Below are 21,920 nucleotides of genomic sequence, written 5' to 3' on the forward strand. Positions count from 1 at the left end.
CGCCGACACCGTATCCATCTGTTCGATGGGTCCGGTCGTCCGGTGAGCCCTTGCCGCTTCTCGCGGACCTTCAAATACGGTACCAATTCACATAAACGTTTCTGTCGAGTAACACCGTACCGCGGCCGCTCGGACGCTCGCGAAATCTCCCGTCTCGGCCGCCCGGCCCGCCGAGTCGAGTGGCTCTCACGCCTTCGACGGTCAGTCCCCGGTGTGTACGGTGAACCGGACGCCGCCAAGGGTCCCGTCGGAGAGGCTGACGTCCCACCCGTGGGAGGTGGCGATGGCGCTGACGATGTCGAGACCAAACCCCGTGCCGTCGCTACTCGTCGAGTACCCGCTCTCGAACACTCGGTCGCGTTCGTCCGGCGCGATTCCCGACCCGTCGTCCTCGACGAAGAACGTCCCTCGCTCACCGTTCTCGACGTGGCCGACCCGGACGGTCACCGACGACTCGTCGGCCTCGGGGTCGTCTCCCGTCGAACCGTGTTCCACACTATTTCGAAACAGGTTCTCGAACAGTCGCTGGAGTCGCCCCTCGTCCGCGTCGACGACGACGCTCGTCTCGACCACGAGGCGCGCGTCGGCAGTGTCGACGGAGTCCCACGCGCGTCGGGCGACGGCGGCGACGGCGGTTTCGGACACGTCCGGCGACCCCATCCCCTCCCGGGCGAGCGTCAACACGTCGTCGACGATGGCGTCGATTCGGCCGAGCGCACCCTCGATACGGTCGAGCGACTCGTCGTCGCCGAAGCGTTCACGCGCCAGTTCGAGGTGACCCTGGGCGACCTGGAGCGGGTTGCGCAGGTCGTGCGAGACGACCGAGGCGAACTGGTCGAGCCGCTCGTTCCGTGCCTTCAGTTCGCGCTTGCGCTGCTTTCGGTCCGTGATGTCACGGATGGCCCCTGCGGTCCCCTGGAACTCCTCGTCGAACGGAAGCAGCGCGATGTGGTTCTCACAGCGGACCCGCGTGCCGTCGGCGCGCACGAGGTCGAGTTCGACGGTGTCGTTCGTCCGCCCCTCGTCGCACAGAAGGTCACGGATGAGCGCCTCGCTCCGCTCGACGTCGGCTCCGGGGACGAGTAGTCCCATGTGTTCGCCGACGAGTTCCTCGGTGTCGTAGCCGGTCATCGCCCCGAACGCCTCGTTGACATAGGTGATGTACCCCTCCGCGTCGAGGGTGTACACCGGGTCGCCCGTGCTCTCGACGATAGTCCGGTACCGTTCGAGGTCACGCTCGCGGCGCTTCCGCGGCGTGATGTCCACGTAGATGCCGTACGCCATCGGGGAGTCGTCGTCGCCCCGGAACGGCACGGACCGGAAGAGGAACTCGCGCGGGCCGTCGGCAGTCAGCCGGCGGACCTCCGCCTCGACGGGTTCGCCGGCGTTCGAGTGCTCGTTGAACTGCTGGGCCGTCTCGCGTTCGTCCGGTGGGACGATGTGGTCGTCGAGCACCTCGCCCTCGACGGCTGCCGCGTCGAGTCCGAACACGCGCTCGAACGCGGGGTTGACTCGGTCGATGCGGGCGCGGGCGTGGTCGTCGTCGAAGTGGACGCGGACGACCGGTTCGCCCGAACTCTCGAAGAAGGCGGCGAGGAGGTCGCGTTCCCGCCGGAGGCGCTCGTCGGACGCGACCCGCGAGAGCGCCGCCCGAGTGTGCATCGCGAGCAGTTCGGCCAGCTCGCCGTCCGTCGCGTCGAACGCGTTCGGGCCCTCCGCGACTGCCTGGAACACCCCCCAGCCGTCGAGCGGGACGGTGAGGAGCGACCGGAACGGGCAGGGGCGGCGGACCTCGTCGTTCTGCCGGGCGTCGTCGACGACGAGCGTCTCCCCGGTACGGTAGGCCCGTCCAGAGACGCCGACGTCGGTCGACAGGCTCCGATCGACGCCCGGGAGGACGTTCGACTGAGCGACCCGTTCCAGCCTGCCGTCTCGGTGCTGTGCGAAGAGACACCGGTCGAAGGAGACGATGTCCCGGGCACAGCGGACGGCGACGTCGAGGACCTCGTCGACGTTCTCGCAGGTCTGAAACTTCATCACCGACCCGTGGAGCGCGCGGACGACGTTGCGGTTCGCCTCCAGTTCTCGTTCGCGTCGGGTTCGGGAGAGGGCCGTCTCTACCGTCGCCGCCAGCCACTGGACGCAGCGGACCTCGAACTCGTCGAAGCCAGCTGCAACGTCCCGTGCCGCGAGCAGTCGGTCCTCGCCGACCGCGACGTAGACGCCGGGCGCGACGTCTACGCCAGCAGACTCCCGGTCGTCGACGACGACCGGCCCGTCGGCCGCCTCGACACGGTCTGCCAGCGCGTGCAGTCCCGCGTCTGTCGCTGTCGGCACCGTGCCGGCCGACATCGTGGTCGCCCGGGCGCTCGTCTCCTCCCCCTCGGAGCGGGTGTACAGCGCCGCCTCGTCGAAGCCGAGCACCGTCTCGGTCAACTCGACTGCGTGCGCGGCGAGGTCTTCGGCCGTCTCGCACGAGAGGAGGTCGCGCGCGCCGGTGTAGAGGGCCGCGAGCACTCGTTCGCGCTGGCGAAGCGTCGTGACGTCGCGCCAGTAGATGGAGAGGCCGTCCGCCGCGGGGTACGCACGGATGTCGAGCCACCGGCCCGGGTTGGTGAGCGACTCCGCCTCGAACGACACTGGCTCCCGTGTCCGAAACGCCTGCTGGTACTCCTCGTGGAACCGCGCGGCCCCGTTCGCCGGCAGCGTGCGGAGGTCACGGCCCAGGAGGTCGTCGACCGACTCGCCGAGGAACGAGGCGCCGCGGTCGTTGACGTACGTGATACGCCAGTCGGTGTCGACGGCGAGAAAGGAGTCGGTGATACGGTCGAACGTCTCGTGGAGGCGGTCGACGGTGTCGCGACTCCTCGCGGCGGCCCGCGCCCGTTCGACGGCGTTCTCGATCCGGTTCGCGAGGACCTCGTACTGTTCGCGGCCGCCGCGTTTCTGGACGTAGTCGGTGACACCCTCGGAGATAGCCTCGGCGGCAATCTCCTCGCTCCCCTTGCCCGTGAACAGGATGAACGGCACCGCGGAGTCGACGGCACGGACCTGCGCGAAGAAGTCGAGACCGTCCGTCTCCGGCATGTCGAAGTCAGAGACGACACAGTCGACCGCTCCGTCTCGCACCCGCTCGAGCGCCGCCTCGGTGTCCGTCTCCGAGACGACGTCCAGTGGAGCCACGCGCCCGAGGAACTCCGCTGCCAGCGCGAGGTAGTCGGGGTTGTCGTCGACGTGGAGGACGCGGCACGTCTCGACGTCTCGGCGGTCCTGAATACGGCTCACGGTGAATCGATGTATGAGCCCCCACGGTGCGGCGGTAAAAGCGTGGGCACCCGGTTCTCAGCAGTGATACGGTAGGCGGGCGACCGTCGTGCTCGTTACATCCGCGCAACCCACCGGGTGCCGTTCGAATCCTCCGTCCGCGTCGCTCTGCTCACTGACGTTCGCAGAAGCGATGCGAGGGGAGGGATTTGAACCCACGGACTCCTACGAGAGCGGATCTTGAGTCCGCCGCCTTTTCCAGACTCGGCCACCCTCGCGCGGTAGAGTAGTACCCCCCGTGCGGGTTTAAATCACCGATTTCGTCCCATCCCGCCCTGCCCGCGACGCCCGCGTGACCGACAGGTTCAGGCCGTGGTCGACAGTAGTATCGGTCGAATGGACGACCACACACGGGACCCGAGCGTCGCGCCGCCACTCGGCAACCCGACGGGGTGGCACCGCGACCGGCGGCAGTGGGAGCACGCGACGCTCCGGCGTGCCACCGAACACGGCGTGCGCCTGTTCAACGCCGGCGAGTACCACGAGGCGCACGACTGCTTCGAGGACGAGTGGTACAACTACGGGTCGGGGACGACGGAGAGCGCGTTCCTCCACGGGATGGTCCAGGTCGCCGCCGGCGCGTACAAACACGTCGACTTCGAGGACGACGACGGCATGCGGTCGCTGTTCGAGACGGCGCTCTCGTACCTGCGGGGGACGCCGCGCGACTTCTACGGCGTCGACGTCGTCGACGTGCGCGAGACGCTCGGGGCGGCGCTGTCGGACCCGTCGGCCCTCGACGGCTGGCAGATCACGCTCGACGACCACCGTCCCGAGGCGTACCCCGCCGACTACGACTACGTCGAACACCTCGAACACGACCACTGAGGCCCCCGTCCGCCGGTCTCGCCCGCCGACGGGATATTCTTACATACACGATTATTTGTAAATTTACAATATCTGAAAGTTTTATATGTTTGGGACGTAATTGATAAACTGATCAGGGACACACGTTCGCGTCCGCGACCGGGTCGGTGAGACAGTCGCTGCGAACCGTGCTCCGTTCGGATACAATCATGACTGGCGAGACATTCACCGAGACCCTCGGAGACGCGGACGGGATCGAGCGAGACGCGACGGTCGTCGCCGCCCCCGAACCACAGAACGAGACGGAGTCGGTCGTGGCGGTGGTCCCCGACGACGTCGAACCCGAACTGGCGCGGGACACGCTCTTCGAGCTGTTGAAGAACCAGCGCCGCCGCGACGCCCTCGAATACCTGAAGGCGAACGACGGATGGGCGACGCTGTCGGACATGGCCGAGCACATCGCGGCGAAGGAGAACGACCTGCCTCTGGAGGGCATCAACTCGAAGCAGCGCAAGCGGGTCTACATCGGCCTCTACCAGTGTCACCTCCCGAAGATGGCCGAGGCGGGCGTCGTCGACTACGACAAGAATCGCGGGACCATCCAGCTGAACGACCTCGCCGCACAGCTCTACCCGTACCTCGACGCCGAGGAGAACGCCGCCCGGACCACCGAGGCAGACGTCGGCACCACCGGGACGGTGGCGGCGGACGGCGACGAGACGACCGGTGTCCCGGTCGAGTCGTCCGCACTGGCCGGCGTCGGCGTGGCCGCACTCGCCGGTGTCGCCGGCGTTCCGGGCTTCGAACTCCTCTCGCCGACGCTGTGGGCCGTGGTCTGTGCGCTCTCGATGCTGGTCGTCGCCGCGCTCCCGGCCGTCCGCACCTGAGCGGCCGTTCGTCTCCGATTCCGAACCGATTTCCGTTCTCGACACGCACCGTGTGACGATGCGAATCAACGAACTCGGGGAGGGGACGCCCGAGGTCGCGGTCGTCGGTGGAATCCACGGCGACGAGCCCTGTGGCCCGGTGGCCATCGAGCGACTCGTCGCCGAGTCCCCGCCGGTCCGCCGTCCGGTGAAACTCGTCGTGGCCAACGAGGAGGCGCTCGACGCGGGCGACCGCTACCTCGACGAGGACCTCAACCGCGCGTTCCCGGGGGACCCCGACGCCGACTCCCACGAACGACGACTGGCCGCGCGCCTCACGTGCGAGGTCCGCGACTGTACGACGCTCTCGCTGCACTCGACGCAGTCGTTCGCCGAACCGTTCGCCCTCGTCGACCGGGTCGACGACGTCACTCGCCGTATCTGTCCGCGCCTCCCAGTCAGCGTCGTAGTTGAGACGGACCGGTTCACCGGCGGTCGCCTCATCGAACACGCCCACACCGTCGAGGTCGAGTGTGGCCTGCAGGGGAGCGACGAGGCGGCCGAGAACGCGTACGACCTCGTCCGCGCGTTCCTCGACGCCACGGACGTCCTCGACGCCGACGACGAACGACTCCCGGGCGCGTCGCGCGCGACGACCCACGACGACGAGGACGTGATGGTCTACCGACTCCTCGAGCCAATCCCGAAGACGCCGACGGGGGAACACGAGGTGTTCGCGGCGAACTTCCAGCCGGTCGCGGCGGGCGAGTCATTCGCCGCGACCGACGGGTCACCCCTGGTCGCCGACCGAGACTTCTACCCCGTGTTGCTCTCGGCGTACGGCTACGAGGACATCTTCGGCTACGTCGCCGAGCGCGTCGGGACGCTCTCGTAGGCCGCGTCGGTCGGACGGTTTAGGCCGACTCCCCGCTCATTCCTCCGGCGGTTCGATTTCGACGAGGGTGAGCGACCGGTCGAGGAAGCAGAAGTCGTGCGGGGGGTCGCCGTGGACCGTCTGGATGCGGTACTCGGTGTCGAACTCCGCACCGTCGGGGACGCAGTACGCGTGGCTGGGACACTCCGTGTGTGGACACGGACCGGAGAGCTTCGCCTTGCTCCCCGCGTAGGCGCCCTTCGAGGCGACGTTCACCGTAATCGACGCGGGTTCGACCTCGACGGCGCGGACGCCGACGTCGTGGACGGCACAGTCGAGCGTCTGGGCGTTCTCGCGGACGTCGGTGATTCGGTAGCGGGTCCCCTCGGAGAGGTTGAGACACTGTTGTCGGTAGGGACAGCCCTCGCACGCAGTCGACTCCCCCTCGTAGACGAACTCCTGGCCCTCCGTCGCGAGCCGGGAACCGACGAGCGTGACCTGTGACATGGCTCCAGATTCGCCGCGGCGTCGGTTAAGTGTCGCGCCGGCGGGTCGTGAGAGCCCGGGGGTGTCTCGTCGTGACGAACAGCGAGTTCGCAATCAGGCGGGCGTGACCTGTACAGCTCCGTGGGTAGCTCGGAGAAGGCGGTGGTCGCGTGGCGTCCCGTCTCCCGCTATCGAACACCCTCACCGACCCGATACGATGACCGAGCCCGGCTCCTCGTCGCCTCGAACGCCCGACACCGAGCCTCCGGTCACGTGCCGGACCCGTCCCCGACAGCTCGCGTCAGTCGTCCACCCCGTCCCCGCCGACCAGTTCGTCGAGGCGAGCCAGATACGCCTCCCGCGGGACCTGATACAGGCCACGGTAGTCGACGTCACCCCGGACGAACCGGTCGGCGAGGTCTGTCGCGCCCGCGACGGCGTCCTCGCGCGAGTCGTACTTCTCGACCGGCCCTTCGACCTCCGGTTCGAGGAACAGCGACACGTGCCAGGTGTCGGTCGGCACCTGGGAGGCGCCGGGGCGTCGCTTCCGCGACCCGTTCGTGACGTAGATAGTCGGGAGACAGGGCGCGGGGAAGTCCTTCGTGTTGAACACGTCCGGACGGAAGGTGAGGACGCTCCGCCCCTCGTGTTCGTCGGCCCACACCTGCCACCCTTCCGGCAGGGCGTCGTAGCTCATGCGTCCGGGGAGGATGCCCGGCGTGAAGAGCGCGACGGTCCCGTCGGTGCCGACGCAGGCGAGGCGTCGCCGTGCGTCGAAAACATGGCGCTCGTATCACACTTTAGGGGAAGGCTTATTTGTATCGGAACCTCACCACTCAAGTAGCCTCGGATATCGGACCGAGTCGCCGCCCCCGTGCACTGTCAGCTGGTACCGTCGTTCTCGCAGGAACCGCCGAAGACTCGTGTCGCCGCGCGGAACGGGTGGTATGAAAACGCATGCCACGAACAGACCCCACACTCCCACTGACGGCCGCGCTCGGCGCTCGCCGCGCACAGTTCCCCGTTCTCGGCGCACGAGGTCCGGAAACTCCGACATCGAACAATGAGCAGTGAACTCGAGACCCTAGCAGACCTGAGCAAGCATTACCAAGACTCCGTGCCCGCGGACCTCCGCGAGGCGAAGAGCTTCGACTGGTACCTCTCGGAGGTGTACGACGACCCGAAGGTCGCCCGCAACGCTCACCAGCGCGTCGCGGACATGTTCGACCACTACGGGACCACCTACGACGAGGACGCCGGCATCGTGGAGTACCTCATGGCCTCCGAAGACCCGCTGCACGACGGCGAGAACGTCTTCTACGGCCGGGAGGTCCACGAGTCAATCCACGAGTTCGTCAACAAGGTGAAGTCGGGCGCTCGTGGACTCGGCCCGGAGAAACGTATCAAACTCCTCCTGGGGCCCGTCGGCTCCGGGAAGTCTCACTTCGACTGGATGGTCCGCCGCTACTTCGAGGACTACACCATGCGCGACGAGGGCCGGATGTACACCTTCCGGTGGACCAACCTCGGCGACGTCATCCGCGACCAGGACCCCGCCGACGACACGGTCACCTCGCCGATGCACCAGGACCCCATCGTGCTCCTCCCGCAGGAACAGCGCGACATCGTCCTCGAACGCCTGAACGGCGACCTCAAAGCGCCGTACACCATCCGCAACGAGCAGTCGCTCGACCCCGCCAGCGAGTTCTACATGGACAAACTGCTGGCGCACTACGACGACGACCTCCAGTCGGTGATGGAGAACCACATCGAGATCGTCCGTCTCGTCGCCAGCGAGAACAAGCGCCAGTGCATCGAGACGTTCGAGCCGAAGGACAAGAAGAACCAGGACGAGACCGAACTCACGGGCGACGTCAACTACTCGAAACTCGCCGTCTACGGCGAGTCTGACCCGCGCGCGTTCGACTACTCCGGCGCGTTCTGCAACGCGAACAGAGGGTTGTTCTCAGGCGAGGAACTGCTGAAACTCCAGCGCGAGTTCCTCTACGACTTCCTGCACGCGTCGCAGGAACAGACGATCAAGCCGAAGAACAACCCGCGCATCGACATCGACCAGGTCATCGTCGGCCGGACGAACATGCCCGAGTACCGGGACAAGAAGGGCGACGAGAAGATGGAGGCGTTCAACGACCGGACGAAGCGCATCGACTTCCCGTACGTCCTCGAGTACGAGCAGGAGGCGGAAATCTACCGCAAGATGCTCCGGAACGCGGACGTCCCCGACATGCACATCGAACCCCACGCGATGGAGATGGCGGGGCTGTTCGGCGTCCTCACGCGCATCACGGAACCCGACGGCGGCAACGTCACCCTCGTCCAGAAGGCCAAGGCGTACAACGGCGAAGTCGACGATGGCGACGACCTGGACGTGAAGAAACTCCGCGAGGAGGGCGAGGCGAAAGCCGACATCGCCGAGGGGATGGACGGCGTCTCGGCGCGCTTCATCGGCGACGAGATCGCGGAGGCCATCATGGACTCGACCCACCGGGGGCGCGACTACCTCTCGCCGCTGACGGTGTTCAACCACTTCGAGCGCAACCTCGAGTCGCACGGCTCCATCCTCGAAGAGAACATCGAGCGCTACCACCGCTACCTCGAGATGGTGCGCGAGGAGTACAAGGAGCGCGCCATCGAGGACGTCCGCCACGCGCTGGCGTACGACCTCGACGAGATTCAGCGACAGGGCGAGAAGTATATGGACCACGTCATGGCGTACATCGACGACGCGACTGTCGAGGACGAACTGACCGGGAGAGAGCAGGAACCCGACGAGAAGTTCCTCCGCTCCGTCGAGGAGAAACTCTCCATCCCCGAGGACCGCAAGGACGACTTCCGGCAGGAGGTGTCGAACTGGGTGTCGCGGCGCGCCCGGGAGGGAACGTCGTTCAACCCGCAGGACAACGACCGGCTCCGCCGCGCCCTCGAACGCAAACTGTGGGAGGACAAGAAGCACAACATCAACTTCTCGGCGCTGGTGAGCGCGAACGAACTGGACGACGACGAACGCAACGCGTGGATCGACGCACTCGTCGACCAGGGCTACTCGCGCGAAGGTGCGAGGGAGGTCCTCGAGTTCGCCGGTGCCGAGGTGGCCAAGAGCGAACTCGAGAAGGAGTGACCTGAAGCGAATGCGCCAGAACACTCCGCCCGAACGACCCGACTTCGTCCGCGCCGCGGACGAGGAACTCCGGGGGACGTACGAGGAGCCGATGAGCCTCGAGACCTACCTCGACCGGGCGTTCGAGCACCCCTCCATCGCCTCGCACGCCTCGAAGTATCTCCTCGAGGCCATCGAGTCGATGGGGACGCGCACGGTGGTCGAGGAAGGGGAGGAGCGCGAGCGCTACCGGTTCTTCGACGACCCCGCGAACGACGGCGAACACGCCGTCCTCGGCAACACCGAGATTCTGAACGACTTCGTCGACGACCTCAGAACCATCGCCGCCGACCGGGGCAAAGCCGAGAAGCTCATCTGGTTCGACGGCCCCACCGCGACCGGCAAGTCAGAACTCAAGCGGTGTCTCGTCAACGGCCTCCGCGAGTACTCGAAGACCGACGCCGGTCGTCGCTACACGGTCGAGTGGAACATCGCGAACGTCTCCGACACGCGGGGGCTGTCGTACGGCGACGAGGTGGACCACGAGGAGGACTGGTACGAGTCGCCGGTGCAGGCACACCCACTCACGGTCTTCCCGCTGGAGGTGCGTCGCGACGTGGTCCGCGCGCTCAACGACGCCTCGGGCGACCACATCCCGCTCTCGGTCGACGAGGACCTCGACCCGTTCTGCCGCGAGGCGTACACCCACCTCGAAGAGCAGTATCGCCGCGCGGGCAAGCAGAACCTCTTCAGCGAGGTGACCGACGAGCGGCACCTGCGGGTGAAGAACTACGTCGTCGACGTCGGGAAGGGAATCGGCATCCTCCACTCCGAGGACGACGGCTCGCCCAAGGAACGACTCGTGGGGTCGTGGATGCCCGGCATGCTCCGCGAACTCGACTCGCGGGGGCGGAAGAACCCGCAGGCGTTCTCCTACGACGGCGTGCTCTCACAGGGTAACAGCCTGCTGACCATCGTCGAGGACGCCGCCCAGCACGCCGACCTGCTCCAGAAGCTGCTGAACGTGCCCGACGAGGGACACGTCAAACTCGACAAGGGCATCGGGATGGACATCGACACGCAGCTGGTCATCATCTCGAACCCGGACCTCGACGCCGAACTCGACAAGTACGCCGACCGCAACGGGCGCGACCCGCTGAAGGCGCTCAAACGGCGGCTGAACAAACACGAGTTCCGCTACCTGACGAACTACTCGCTGGAGGCGGAGCTCATCCGCCGCGAACTGACGAACGAGACGACCGTGTGGGACAGTGAGTCCGAAGAAGAGGTCGCCGACCGAATCCGCGAGGGCCTCGTCATCGAGGTGCGCGACAGCGCCGGCGAACTCACCGACCGCGAACTCGCCCCGCACGCCGTCGAGGCCGCGGCGATGTACTCCGTCGTCTCCCGACTGGACGCCGAGGACCTCTCGGCCGGCCTCGACCTAGTAGACAAGGCGCTGCTGTACGACCAGGGCTACCTCCAGCAGGGGGACGAGCGGGTCGACGCCGACGCGTTCGACTTCGTCGGGACGGGCGACGGGACCCACGGTATCCCCGTCACCTTCACGCGCGACGTCATCGCTGACCTCCTCCACGAGGACACCGGGCGGCGCCACGAGTCGCTCCCCGTCGAGCGCGTCATCACGTCGATGGACGTCCTCGACGCGATGGCGAGCGGCCTGGCCGACGCGCCCGTCTTCTCCCGCGCGGAGACCACGGAGTACGAGTCGCGACTGGCCATCGTCAAGGACCACGTCTACGAGCGCCAGGAGGCGGACGTCCTCGACGCGCTGCTGGCCGACAAGGGCGTCGAGGCCGAGACGGTCGAGGAGTACATCGAACACGTGTACGCGTGGGCTAGCGACGACCAACTGGAAACCGAGCGCGGGCCGGTCGACCCCGACCCGCTCCTGATGCGACTGTTCGAGACGGAACACCTCGGTCGCTTCCGCGAGGACGACTACGCGGGGAACGACCCGTCGGAGGAAGTCGTCGAGTTCCGCCGCGAGCGCGTCATCAGCGCCCTGAACCGCTACGCGTGGGAGAACCGCGACGAGGACTTCTCCATCACCGACGTGGACTTCTCGGACATCCCCGTCATCCGTGCGGTGCTCGAGACCCACGACTGGGAGGACGTCCGCAGGCTGTTTCCGGACCTCGACCCGAACCAGTGGGCCGACCCGCCGGCGAACACCGAGACGGAGGAGATCAAAGCCCGGACCATCGAACACATGACCGAGAACGGATACACGCCGGCGTCGGCCGAGCTCGTGAGTCGTGACGTGATGCGAGAGGTGAGCTACCAATGGGACTGAGAGACGACGTCGAACGGTTCCGCGAGGTCGGCGAGGAGCGCCGTGAGGACCTCAAGGAGTTCATCACCTACGGTGACCTCGGGGGGAGCGGCCCCAACAGCATCAAGATACCCATCAAGGTCGTCGACCTCCCGTCGTTCGAGTACGACCAGCTCGACAAGGGGGGCGTCGGCCAGGGCCAGGGCGGCACGCCCGACGTGGGCCAGCCGGTCGGCCAGCCACAGCCCGGAGACGGGGACGGCGACGGTGACGAGGACGGCGAACCCGGAGAAGAGGGAGCGGAGCACGAGTACTACGAGATGGACCCCGAGGAGTTCGCCGAGGAACTCGACGAGGAACTCGGCCTCGAACTCGAGCCCAAGGGGAAGCAGGTGATCGAGGAGATCGAGGGCGACTTCACCGACATCACGCGGTCGGGTCCCAACTCGACGCTGGACTTCGAGAAGCTGTTCAAAGAGGGGTTGAAGCGGAAGCTCTCGATGGACTTCGACGAGGACTACGTCCGCGAGGCGTGCAAGGTCGCCGGCGTGGACGCTCGCGACGTCTTCCAGTGGTGCCGCGAGCAGCACATCCTCGTCAGCCTCCCGTGGGTCGAAGACGCCTTCGAGGAGGTCGCGGACGAACGCGGCAAATGGGCCTCCTTCGAGGAGATCGAGGAGAACGTCGAACGCACCACCGCGATACAGCGTATCCGCCGCGACGGCCTCAAGGAGGTCCCGTTCAGACGGGAAGACGAGCGGTACCGCCACCCCGAGATCATCGAGAAGAAGGAGAAGAACGTCGTCGTGGTGAACATCCGCGACGTCTCCGGGTCGATGCGCGAGAAGAAGCGCGAACTCGTGGAACGGACGTTCACCCCGCTCGACTGGTATCTCACCGGGAAGTACGACAACGCGGAGTTCGTCTACATCGCCCACGACGCGGAGGCGTGGCGGGTCGAACGCGAGGAGTTCTTCGGCATCAGGTCGGGCGGCGGGACGAAGATCTCCAGCGCGTACGAACTCGCGAAGGAGGTGCTGGAGGAGGAGTACCCCTGGAGCGAGTGGAACCGCTACGTGTTCGCGGCGGGTGACTCGGAGAACTCGTCGAACGACACCACCGAGAACGTCATCCCGCTCATCGAGGAGATTCCCGCGAACCTCCACGCGTACGTCGAGACGCAACCGGGCGGGACGGCCATCAACGCGACCCACGCCGAGGAAGTCGACCGTGCGCTCGGCGACACGGGCAACGTCGTCGTCACGTACGTCTCCTCGCCGGCGGACGTCGTCGACGCCATCTACGAGATACTCAGCACGGAGGACGGAGAATGAGCAACTCAGACAGAGTCGACAAGCAGCGCGAGGCACAGTCCCTGGAGGAGCCGGTCCGTGAGGCTGGGAACCTCGCCCGGAAGCTGGGGTTAGAGCCGTACCCGGTGAACTACTGGATCGTCGACTACGACGAGATGAACGAGCTCATCGCCTACGGGGGGTTCCAGCGCCGCTACCCCCACTGGCGGTGGGGGATGACGTACGACCGTCAGCGCAAGCAGGGACAGTTCGGGATGGGCAAGGCGTTCGAAATCGTCAACAACGACAACCCCTCTCACGCCTTCCTCCAGCTCTCGAACGCCCTCACGGACCAGAAGGCGGTCATCACGCACGTCGAGGCGCACGCGGACTTCTTCGCCAACAACGAGTGGTTCGGGCTGTTCCTGGGCGAGGGCGACGACCCCGACGCGGCGGCGATGCTCGAGCGCCACGCGGACGCCATCGCGGCGTACATGAACGACCCGGACGTGGACCGCGAGGAGGTCGAGACGTTCATCGACGCCGTCCTCACTCTCGAGGACACCATCGATCAGCACCGCGCGTTCGAGGAGGCCGGCGAGGGGCGGACCCGCACCCAGCCGGAGGACCTCCGCAAGCGCCTCGACGCGATGAACATCTCCGAGGAAGTTCGAAGACAGGTGTTCGACGACGAGTGGCTCGACACGCTCGCCGAGGCCGAAGAGCGCGCGGCGAAGCTCACTGAACCCCGCAAGGACGTCATGGCGTACCTCCGCGAACACGGGATGCAGTACGACGAGGAGGAGGGCCGTGCGGTGGAGATGGAGCCGTGGCAGAAGGACGTCCTCGACATGCTCCGGACGGAGGCGTACTACTTCGCCGCCCAGAAGATGACGAAGGTGATGAACGAGGGGTGGGCCGCCTACTGGGAGTCGCTGATGATGGGCGACGAGCGGTTCGCCGGCACGGACGAGTTCGTCACCTACGCCGACCACCAGTCGCGGGTGCTCGGTTCGCCCGGGCTGAACCCGTACAAACTCGGCAAGGAACTGTGGGAGTACGTCGAGAACACCACCAACCGGCGCGAAGTCGCCGACAAACTCCTCCGGGTCCGCGGCATCACCTGGCGGAACTTCCGCGACGTCGTCGACTTCGACGAGGTCCAGGAGCATCTCCAGCCACACCCGGCCATCGACGCCGTCACGCCCGCGAACCTCGACGCGCTGCGCGAACTCGCCGACGCGGGCGACCCGCGTGTCGACAGCGAGGCCCTGGAGGAGGCAGTCGCGGGCGAACTGGACGTCGAGAAGTACCCATGGAAGGTCCTGACGTACGAGGGCCTCGCGGAGCGACACTTCTCGCTGGTGAAACCGCAGAACCGAGGGTTTCTCTCGCGGGTCCGTCGGTCGGACCTCGAACAGCTTTCGAGATACATGTTCGACGACGAGAAGTACGACACGGTCGAGGAGGCGCTCGGGGACGTCGACTACGGCGCCGGCTGGGCGCGGATGCGCGAGGTGCGCGAGAGTCACAACGACGTGACGTTCCTCGACGAGTTCCTCACCCAAGAGTTCGTCACGGACAACCACTACTTCACCTACGAGTACACCCAGACGAGCGGCGACTTCCGTGTCACCTCGACGGAGTACGAGGACGTCAAGAAGAAGCTCCTCCTCCAGTTCACCAACTTCGGGAAGCCGACCGTCGCCGTCTACGACGGGAACTTCGACAACCGCGGGGAACTCCTCCTCGGACACCAGTACAACGGCATCATGCTGGACCTCTCGCAGGCGAAGTCGGTGCTCGAACGAGTGTACCACCTGTGGGGTCGCCCGGTCAACCTCATGACCGTCGTCAAGGAGTACGACGACCACGACGTCGAGGTGGCGAGGCGGCGGAACCGCGAGCCGACCCCGGTCGAGGCCGGCAAGCGAATCCGCTACGACGGCGAGGGGTTCCAGACGTACGACCTCGACCCCGAACTCGAAGAGCGCATCCAGGCGACCGACGTCGACTACGACACCAAGCCCGACGAGTGGCTCGCCTGACCCGGTCGTTCGGCCGCTCGCCCGTTTCTGACATCCGCCGCTCACCTCGGCGCTGCTCGTCGGGCTGCCGTGGCCCCCTCCGCCGAGTGGTCCCCGTCCCCCCGACTCGCGTCGATTCTCACCACTGAACACGCGCCGTGTCATTCGGCGGATGACGCTATCGTGAATGAGAATTAACAGCATAGTTTCATATATCGGTACGGCCGAGAGACAACCAGATGAACGCCGGTCCCGCTCAGACGCATCGTGAGTCCTCGCTCGCGGAGACCGAGATCCACGACGTGCTCCGGAACGACCGGCGGCGGCTGGTTCTCGAACGACTCGCGGAGACGGAGGAACGGCAGTCGGTCAGCGACCTCGCGGAGTACATCGCGGGGGTCGAGTCCGGCGAGCAACCACCGCCCCGCAACGTTCGCCAGAGCGTCTACGTCTCGCTCCACCAGACACACCTGCCGAAACTGGACGACCTCGGCATCGTGACGTACGACGCGAACGCGAAGACGGTCGAACGCGCCGAGAACGCCGACGACGTCGCCGTCTACATGGAGGTGGTCCCGAAGAACGCGCTCTCGTGGGCCGCGTACTACTTCACAGTGAGTCTTCTCGGTGTCCTGACACTCCTCGCCCACCGCGTCGGCGTCCCCGTGCTCTCGGGAGTCGACGCCACGCTCCTGGGCGGGTTCCTCTTCTCCGTCATCTGTGTCTCCGCCGCGTACCACCACCTCACCCAGCGCGACACCGCCCTCTGGCTTCGCAACTGAGTCGGCGACGGCGAGCAGGTTCAAGTCACCCCTCTCCCTAGCCCGCCCATGACGACTGCACTCGTCTGGTTTCGACGGGACCTCCGACTCCACGACAACGAGGCGCTCTCGACCGCCGCCGCGGCCGACAGACTCCTCCCCGTCTCCGTCGTCGACCCGCGCGAGTACGGCGAGCGGCCGTACGGTGGGGAGGAGTCGTTCCGGTTCGAGAAGACGGGTGCCCACCGGGCACGCTTCCGGTGTGAGTCGCTGTCGGACCTGCGCGCGTCGCTCCGCGAACGCGACTCGGACCTCGTCGTCCGCGATGGCCGCCCTGAGGAGGTGTTGCCCGCCCTCGCCCGGATGGTCGACGCCGACCTCGTCTCGCTGCACACGTGGCCGACGCCCGAAGAGAGCGCGGTCGAGTCGGCGGTCAAGACCCGACTCCGCGAGGCGGGCGTGGAGGTACGGCGCAAGTGGGGCCACACGCTCTACCACATCAACGACCTCCCGACGCCGTACACGGACGTCTCGGACACGTACACCTCCTTCCGCAAGTCGGTCGAGCGCGACGCGAACGTCCGTGCACAGGTGGAGACGCCGTCACTCCCGCCGCTCCCCGAGTCATTCGCGGACGTCGAGACGGGGACGGTACCGACGCCCGCCGACCTGATCGGTGAGCGGGCGCCCGACCCCGACGAGCGCGGCGTCCTCCCGTTCGAGGGGGGTGAGTCCGCGGCGCTCGACCGGGTCGAGTCGTACATCTGGGAGGCGGACCGGTTGCGCGAGTACAAGGAGACGCGCAACGGGATGCTCGGGGAAGGGTACTCCTCGAAGTTCTCGCCGTGGCTCAACGAGGGCTGTCTCTCCCCGCGGTACGTCCACGACGAGGTGCGCCGGTACGAGGACCTGCGGGTGGCGAACGACTCCACGTACTGGCTCCTCTTCGAACTCGTCTGGCGCGACTTCTTCCAGTTCCAGGCGGCGAAACACGGTGGGACGATGTTCTCCCGGCCGGGCATCCGCGAACGCCACGACATCGAGTGGCGGGAGGACGACGCGGCGTTCGAGCGGTGGGCCGCCGGCGAGACCGGCATCCCGTTCGTCGACGCGAACGTACGCGAACTGAACACGACGGGCTTCGTGTCCAACCGGGGGCGACAGAACGTCGCCTCGTTCCTCGCGAACAACCTCCGCCTCGACTGGCGACGCGGGGCGGCGTACTTCGAGACCCAACTCGTCGACTACGACCCCTGCTCGAACTACGGCAACTGGGCGTACATCGCCGGCGTCGGCAACGACTCCCGCGACCGGTACTTCAACGTCGTCAAGCAGGCGCGGAAGTACGACCCCGAGGCCGCGTACGTCACGCACTGGCTCCCCGAACTCGACCCGCTCCCACCCGAGTACGCACACGAGCCGTGGACGCTGAGTCGGGAGGAACAGGTCGAGTACGGCGTCGAACTCGGCGTCGACTACCCCGAACCGATGGTCGACCTCGAACGGTCGTACGAGAAGCTCCGCTGACGGCTCACTGCCAGGGGCTCGTCGGCCCGCCCCCGCTCTCACCCTCCAGTCGGACCAGCCCCAGTGCCAGGAGGGAGACGAGCAGGAACGCGAGCAGCGAGAGCCGCGGGATGGTGAGGAGGCCGCCGAGCATCGGGTACTGGACCGCCGCACAGCCGCCACCGATGCTGCAGGACCCGGCCGCGGCCGGCGTCACCTGCAGGTAGACGTGGTAGGCCGCGACGGCGAGGCCGCCGAGCGAGAGGGGGAGGACCGTCCGCCAGGCGCCGGGTCGCGCTTCGACCGCTGCGACACCGCCGACGACGACGAGCGGGTACATCAGGATTCGCTGGTACCAGCAGAGTTCGCACGGGACGAGCCCCAGTCCGAGGCTGAAGTAGAGGCTCCCGGCCGTCGCGACGCTCGCGACGAGCGTGAGCGCCGCGAGGAGATCCCTCTCGGGGGCGGAACGGGCGTCGGTCACGTCGACCAGTCGGCGTCGGACGCGAGGTAGCTGTGGACGCCAGCGACCACGGCGAGCGTGACCGAGACGACGCCGGCGATGGCGAGGTCGGGGACGGCCGCCGGGAGGAGGCCGACTGCGGCCAGGAGCGTCGCGACGGTTCCGACGGCGGCGATGCCGAGATACACCGCGGGCCACGGCGGCGACGACTCGCCGACGTCGGTGGCGAGATACTCGTCGAGCACCGACGCCCGCGCCGTGAGCCGCACCGTGCCGCGGTCCCGGTCGTAGTCGACGACGCCCGCCTCCGCAAGCGCGGGGAGGTGCGTCTGGTGCAGCGACGTGTAGACGCGCTTTCGCTGTTTGTACGTCACCGCCTCGGGCTGAACGTCGTTCTCCCACGCCGCCAGCTGCTGGGAGAGTTCGCGGACGTTCGACCCGCCCCGGTCGTGGAGGTGTCTGAGGACCTGCCGCCGGCGCTCGTTGCTCAACACGGAGAAGACGGTGTCCGGTGTCAGTTCGGCGGACGTCGACTCGTCACCGAATCGGCTGTGCGTGGCCATCCTGTGGGGGGTCCTCCGGAGTACGTTTCGGTGCACGACCCGGCACTATATACAACTATCTGCCGCGCCCGCAGGGCGGACCCACATCGGCGCCGCCGGCGGGAACGAGCCCAGTGGCTCCCGACGGACGACTCGTCGTTCGAAACGTGACACTCACAGCAGGGGACAGATCCGTGGTGTGACTCCCGTCGTCTCGACGGCCCTCGTCGTCGCGGTTATCACTGCGGGGTCGGTCGACGTTCGGCAGAAGTGCTCGGTAGGGGATTTGAACCGGAGCCAGACGTGCTCGCTCGTGCCTCGCTGCGCGCGACTGGCAGGATTCGAATCCCCTACGCTCCGCTTTTCGCTCACGGTGTTCGCGAAAATGCTCGGTAGGGGATTTGAACCCCTGTCCTCGGCTCGAAAGGCCAAGATGATTGGCCGGACTACACCAACCGAGCGACACTCGACTGTGACCGCGGGACCGATTTAAGGATTCCGTCTTCCGGTCGCGCCGGGTGGAAGAACCACCCACCGGGACCGCCGTCTTTGGCTCCTGCGCCGACCGGAGGGCTGACGCGGTGGAGGCCGGAGCGCGGCCACTCCCTCACTCGCCAGTGAACTCCGGGTCGCGGTCGGAGTCGAACGCCGCGAGACCCTCGCTGGCGTCGTCGGTGCCGAAGACGTGGCCGAACGCCTGTGCCTCGAGTTCGAGTCCCGCGTCGGTGTCGTCGCGGCCGCGGAGCATCACGCGCTTCGTGTACGCCTGTGCGACGGGTGGCCCCGCGGCGAGCGAGCGGGCGAGGTCACGCGCTCGCTCGTCGACGGCATCGTTCGCGACCACCTCGTTGACGAAGCCGTAGTCGGCCATCGTCTCGGCGTCGTACCGTTCGGCGGTGAAGATGATCTCCTTCGCCCGGCCCTCGCCGACGATGTGGCGGAGGCGCTGGGTGCCACCCCACCCGGGCATGATGCCGAGGTTGTGCTCGGGGAGGCCGAACGTCGAGCGACGCGAGGCCACGCGGAGGTCGGCGCAGGCCGCCAGTTCCAACCCACCGCCGAGACAGAAGCCGTCGACGACGGCGACTACCGGGAGCGGCGAGGACTCGAACCGGCCGAACACCCGCTGGCCCTCCCGCGAGAGGTCGACGGTCGACCGCGGGTCCCGCTCGGCCGCCACCTGCTGGATGTCCGTCCCGGCCGAGAACGCCCGGTCGCCCGCCCCGGCGAGGAGGACGACGCGCGTCCCCTCGTCCTCCTCCAGCGCGGTGAGGGCGTTGTCGAGGTCGGCGAGCACATTCGCGCTGATGGTGTTCAGCCGGTGCGGGCGGTCGATGACGAGGCGACCGACGCCCTTTCGCCGCTCGACTCGCAGCGTCTCGTAGTCGGGCCCCGCCGTCTCGTCGTGGAACCTCTCGCCGCGCCCGGCGAGGGTGCGGAGGGACTCGACGGCCTCGTACCGCGCGGCACCCGTCTCGGCGTGGCGGTCGTCGAGTCGCTCGACCAGGGTGTCGAGGCCCGCGTCGTCGGCCATCGCCGCTGGTCCGTCGGGAAAGCCGGCGCCGAGTTGCATGGCGCGGTCTATCGCCTCCGCGTCGGCGACGTCGTTCGAGACGAGGGCGGCAACCTCGTTCGCCATCACGGCGAGGAGTCGCTCGCGGAGGTCAGTGCGGACCTGGTCGGTCGGTACCTCGACACCCCCCTGTTCGTGGTCGTAGTCGTAGAACCCGGCACCCGACTTCGTCCCGAGGTCCCCCGCGCGGACCTTCCGTTCGAGGAGCGGACACGGTTCGTAAGCGTCGCCGAGGCGGTCGTGCATGTACTCGAGGACGTGCAGAGCGACGTCGATACCCACCTGGTCGGCGAGTTCGAAGCTCCCCATCGGGAGCCCAAGGCCGTACTTCGTCGTCGAGTCAACCTCGGCGACGGTGGCTTCGTCCTCGTGGACGACCCACGCCGCCTCGTTCAGCAGCGGAACCAGCACGCGGTTGACCACGAAGCCCGGGCTATCCTCGTGAACGCGGACGGGCGTCTTTCCCAGCCGTTCGGCGAACGCCTCGACCGTCGAGAGCGTCGCCTCCGTCGACTCTGCCCCGGCGATGACCTCGACCAGCCGCATCCTGACGGGGGGGTTGAAGAAGTGCATCCCGCAGAACCGTCCCGGCCGGTCGGTCTCCCGGGCCAGTTCGGTGATGGAGAGCGAGGAGGTGTTCGTCACGAACAGCGCCCGGTCGGGGGCGTGCTCCTCGACGGCGGCGTAGACGTCCTTCTTCACCTCCATCTTCTCGGGAACCACCTCCACGACCACGTCTGCGTCGCCGACGGCAGTCACGAGGTCGACCACCGGCGTGATGCGGTCGAGCGCGGCGTCGGCCTCCTCCCCGGAGACGTGGTCCTTCTCGGCGAGTTTCCCGAGGCTCCACTCGACCTGCTCGTAGCCGGCCCGGACGAGGTCCTCGTCGATGTCGCGCAGGAACACCTCGAAGCCCGCCAGCGCGGCGACTTCGGCGATGCCGTGGCCCATGTTCCCCGCACCGAGCACCGCGACAGTCGAGATGTCGTCGACGGAACTGACCTCGTCGACGGGGGTGTCGACGGCGGCGTCGGGGACCGGGTCGGTGTCGCTGTCGGCGTCTCCGTCCATACGCGCTCGTCGGCAGGTCGTCGGTTGAAGCTTTCCCCCGGCGGGCGGACGGCCCGACGAGCCGACCGTATCGGGCGGCCGTTGCCGGTGCCGCGTGAGGGCTGGACTGTCCCCGGAGGTGTCACCTGTCGGCGGTGCCCCCGTGGACACCCCACCCGAACCGCGCCCGTCAGGGGTGTCTCCGCTGCTCCCAGCCTCCGGCGCCGACGGATACAAGTACGCGAACGGCGAGACGTCACCACCGACGGCCGGTCGTCGCGACCACTGCCGTTCACTCCCTCATGACGACGGACACGGACTCACAGACGGACCTCGACGACTGGCGACGGGTGCTCGTGCGGGACCCGGTGATGGCGGACCTCGTCGAGACGCACGGCCCAGTCGAACTCACGCCCGCCGACGACGCGTTCCACCGGCTCTGCGTCTCTATCGTCAACCAACAGCTCTCGACGGCTTCGGCCAACGCCATCCGCGAACGCGCCTTCGCGCTCTTCGACGGCGACGAGGGCCTCACCCCGGAGCGACTCCTCGCTGCCGACACCGACGCGCTCCGCGAGGCCGGCCTCTCCCGAACGAAGGTCGACTACCTCCGGAACACCGCCGAGGCGTTCCGTGCCCGCGACCTCTCGCGGGAGCGACTCGGGTCGCTGTCGAACGAGGCAGTCGTCGACGAACTCACGGCGATAAAGGGCATCGGCGAGTGGACCGCCGAGATGTTCCTCATCTTCGCACTCGGGCGCGAGGACGTCCTCCCGCTGGGGGACCTCGCCATCCGCCGGGGACTCGCGACGCTCTACGGCGTCGACGAACGCGAGGAGATGCAGACGGTCGCCGAACCGTGGCGACCGTACCGGTCCTACGGGACGCTGTACGTGTGGCGGTCGTACGAGAGCTAAGGGTAGGGTAGGGTAGAG

Annotated in this window: 16 protein-coding genes and 2 tRNA genes; 10 read left to right on the forward strand and 8 right to left on the reverse strand. The window is 67.3% G+C overall.

Annotation, left to right across the window (positions count from 1 at the left end):
* Positions 1–201 precede the first annotated feature (201 nt).
* Together ACESK5_RS02250 and ACESK5_RS02255 are read right to left on the reverse strand one after the other, a co-directional pair.
* Positions 202–3,285 (reverse strand): PAS domain S-box protein, encoded by a 3,084-nt coding sequence (locus ACESK5_RS02250; protein ID WP_372909922.1) that lies wholly within the window; start codon positions 3,283–3,285, stop codon positions 202–204.
* Between the two features lie 173 nt (positions 3,286–3,458).
* A tRNA-Leu gene (locus ACESK5_RS02255) sits at positions 3,459–3,542 on the reverse strand.
* Positions 3,543–3,660: 118 nt separating this feature from the next.
* On the opposite strand from ACESK5_RS02255, the gene ACESK5_RS02260 reads away from it, so the two are divergent.
* The 3 genes from ACESK5_RS02260 to ACESK5_RS02270 all read left to right on the forward strand — a co-directional run bounded on the left by ACESK5_RS02260 (position 3,661) and on the right by ACESK5_RS02270 (position 5,892).
* Positions 3,661–4,152: a DUF309 domain-containing protein gene (locus ACESK5_RS02260; protein WP_372909923.1), complete on the forward strand. Its 492-nt coding sequence runs from the start codon at positions 3,661–3,663 to the stop codon at positions 4,150–4,152.
* Between the two features lie 188 nt (positions 4,153–4,340).
* Entirely contained in the window at positions 4,341–5,018 is a 678-nt protein-coding gene (locus ACESK5_RS02265; RefSeq protein ID WP_372909924.1) for a hypothetical protein, read from the forward strand.
* 58 nt (positions 5,019–5,076) lie between these two features.
* The gene (locus ACESK5_RS02270; RefSeq protein WP_372909925.1) at positions 5,077–5,892 is read left to right on the forward strand and encodes a succinylglutamate desuccinylase/aspartoacylase family protein; all 816 of its coding nucleotides are present in this window, start codon (positions 5,077–5,079) and stop codon (positions 5,890–5,892) included.
* Between the two features lie 36 nt (positions 5,893–5,928).
* Here the strand turns inward: ACESK5_RS02270 and ACESK5_RS02275 are convergent, their stop codons facing one another.
* On the reverse strand, positions 5,929–6,378 hold the full coding sequence (locus tag ACESK5_RS02275) for a UPF0179 family protein (RefSeq protein ID WP_372909926.1): 450 nt from the start codon (positions 6,376–6,378) through the stop codon (positions 5,929–5,931).
* Positions 6,379–6,658: 280 nt separating this feature from the next.
* Positions 6,659–7,054: a DUF5820 family protein gene (locus ACESK5_RS02280; RefSeq protein WP_372909927.1), complete on the reverse strand. Its 396-nt coding sequence runs from the start codon at positions 7,052–7,054 to the stop codon at positions 6,659–6,661.
* A 366-nt stretch (positions 7,055–7,420) separates the two neighbouring features.
* Here ACESK5_RS02280 and ACESK5_RS02285 point away from each other — a divergent pair, with 366 nt between their 5' ends.
* From ACESK5_RS02285 to ACESK5_RS02310, 6 genes are all read left to right on the forward strand, one after another.
* On the forward strand, positions 7,421–9,496 hold the full coding sequence (locus ACESK5_RS02285; RefSeq protein WP_372909928.1) for a PrkA family serine protein kinase: 2,076 nt from the start codon (positions 7,421–7,423) through the stop codon (positions 9,494–9,496).
* A 10-nt stretch (positions 9,497–9,506) separates the two neighbouring features.
* Entirely contained in the window at positions 9,507–11,792 is a 2,286-nt protein-coding gene (locus ACESK5_RS02290) for a PrkA family serine protein kinase (RefSeq protein ID WP_372909929.1), read from the forward strand.
* Positions 11,783–13,105, forward strand: coding sequence for a DUF444 family protein (locus ACESK5_RS02295; RefSeq protein ID WP_372909930.1), 1,323 nt, complete (start codon positions 11,783–11,785; stop codon positions 13,103–13,105). Before ACESK5_RS02290 ends, ACESK5_RS02295 begins: the two co-directional genes overlap by 10 nt.
* Positions 13,102–15,111: a SpoVR family protein gene (locus ACESK5_RS02300; RefSeq protein WP_372909931.1), complete on the forward strand. Its 2,010-nt coding sequence runs from the start codon at positions 13,102–13,104 to the stop codon at positions 15,109–15,111. Before ACESK5_RS02295 ends, ACESK5_RS02300 begins: the two co-directional genes overlap by 4 nt.
* 218 nt (positions 15,112–15,329) lie before the next feature.
* Entirely contained in the window at positions 15,330–15,872 is a 543-nt protein-coding gene (locus ACESK5_RS02305; protein WP_372909932.1) for a hypothetical protein, read from the forward strand.
* A gap of 48 nt (positions 15,873–15,920) precedes the next feature.
* Positions 15,921–17,378 carry a DASH family cryptochrome gene (locus ACESK5_RS02310; protein ID WP_372909933.1) on the forward strand — a complete coding sequence of 486 codons (1,458 nt, stop codon included), beginning with the start codon at positions 15,921–15,923 and terminating at the stop codon, positions 17,376–17,378.
* A 4-nt stretch (positions 17,379–17,382) separates the two neighbouring features.
* Here ACESK5_RS02310 and ACESK5_RS02315 read toward each other — a convergent pair whose 3' ends face one another.
* From ACESK5_RS02315 to ACESK5_RS02330, 4 genes are all read right to left on the reverse strand, one after another.
* Complete coding sequence (locus tag ACESK5_RS02315) at positions 17,383–17,841, reverse strand: disulfide bond formation protein B (RefSeq protein ID WP_372909934.1); 459 nt, start codon at positions 17,839–17,841, stop codon at positions 17,383–17,385.
* Entirely contained in the window at positions 17,838–18,383 is a 546-nt protein-coding gene (locus tag ACESK5_RS02320) for a hypothetical protein (RefSeq protein ID WP_372909935.1), read from the reverse strand. The genes ACESK5_RS02315 and ACESK5_RS02320 overlap by 4 nt, the downstream gene beginning before the upstream one ends.
* A gap of 365 nt (positions 18,384–18,748) precedes the next feature.
* A tRNA-Glu gene (locus tag ACESK5_RS02325) sits at positions 18,749–18,823 on the reverse strand.
* 146 nt (positions 18,824–18,969) lie between these two features.
* Positions 18,970–21,006 (reverse strand): 3-hydroxyacyl-CoA dehydrogenase NAD-binding domain-containing protein, encoded by a 2,037-nt coding sequence (locus ACESK5_RS02330; protein ID WP_372909936.1) that lies wholly within the window; start codon positions 21,004–21,006, stop codon positions 18,970–18,972.
* Between the two features lie 281 nt (positions 21,007–21,287).
* Between ACESK5_RS02330 and ACESK5_RS02335 the strand changes: the two genes are divergently transcribed.
* A complete protein-coding gene (locus ACESK5_RS02335) occupies positions 21,288–21,902 on the forward strand; it encodes a DNA-3-methyladenine glycosylase (protein ID WP_372909937.1) in 615 nt (204 codons plus the stop codon).
* The last annotated feature ends 18 nt before the right edge of the window (positions 21,903–21,920 follow it).

The sequence above is a fragment of the Salinigranum sp. genome, assembly GCF_041641895.1.
In the GTDB taxonomy this organism is placed as follows: domain Archaea; phylum Halobacteriota; class Halobacteria; order Halobacteriales; family Haloferacaceae; genus Salinigranum.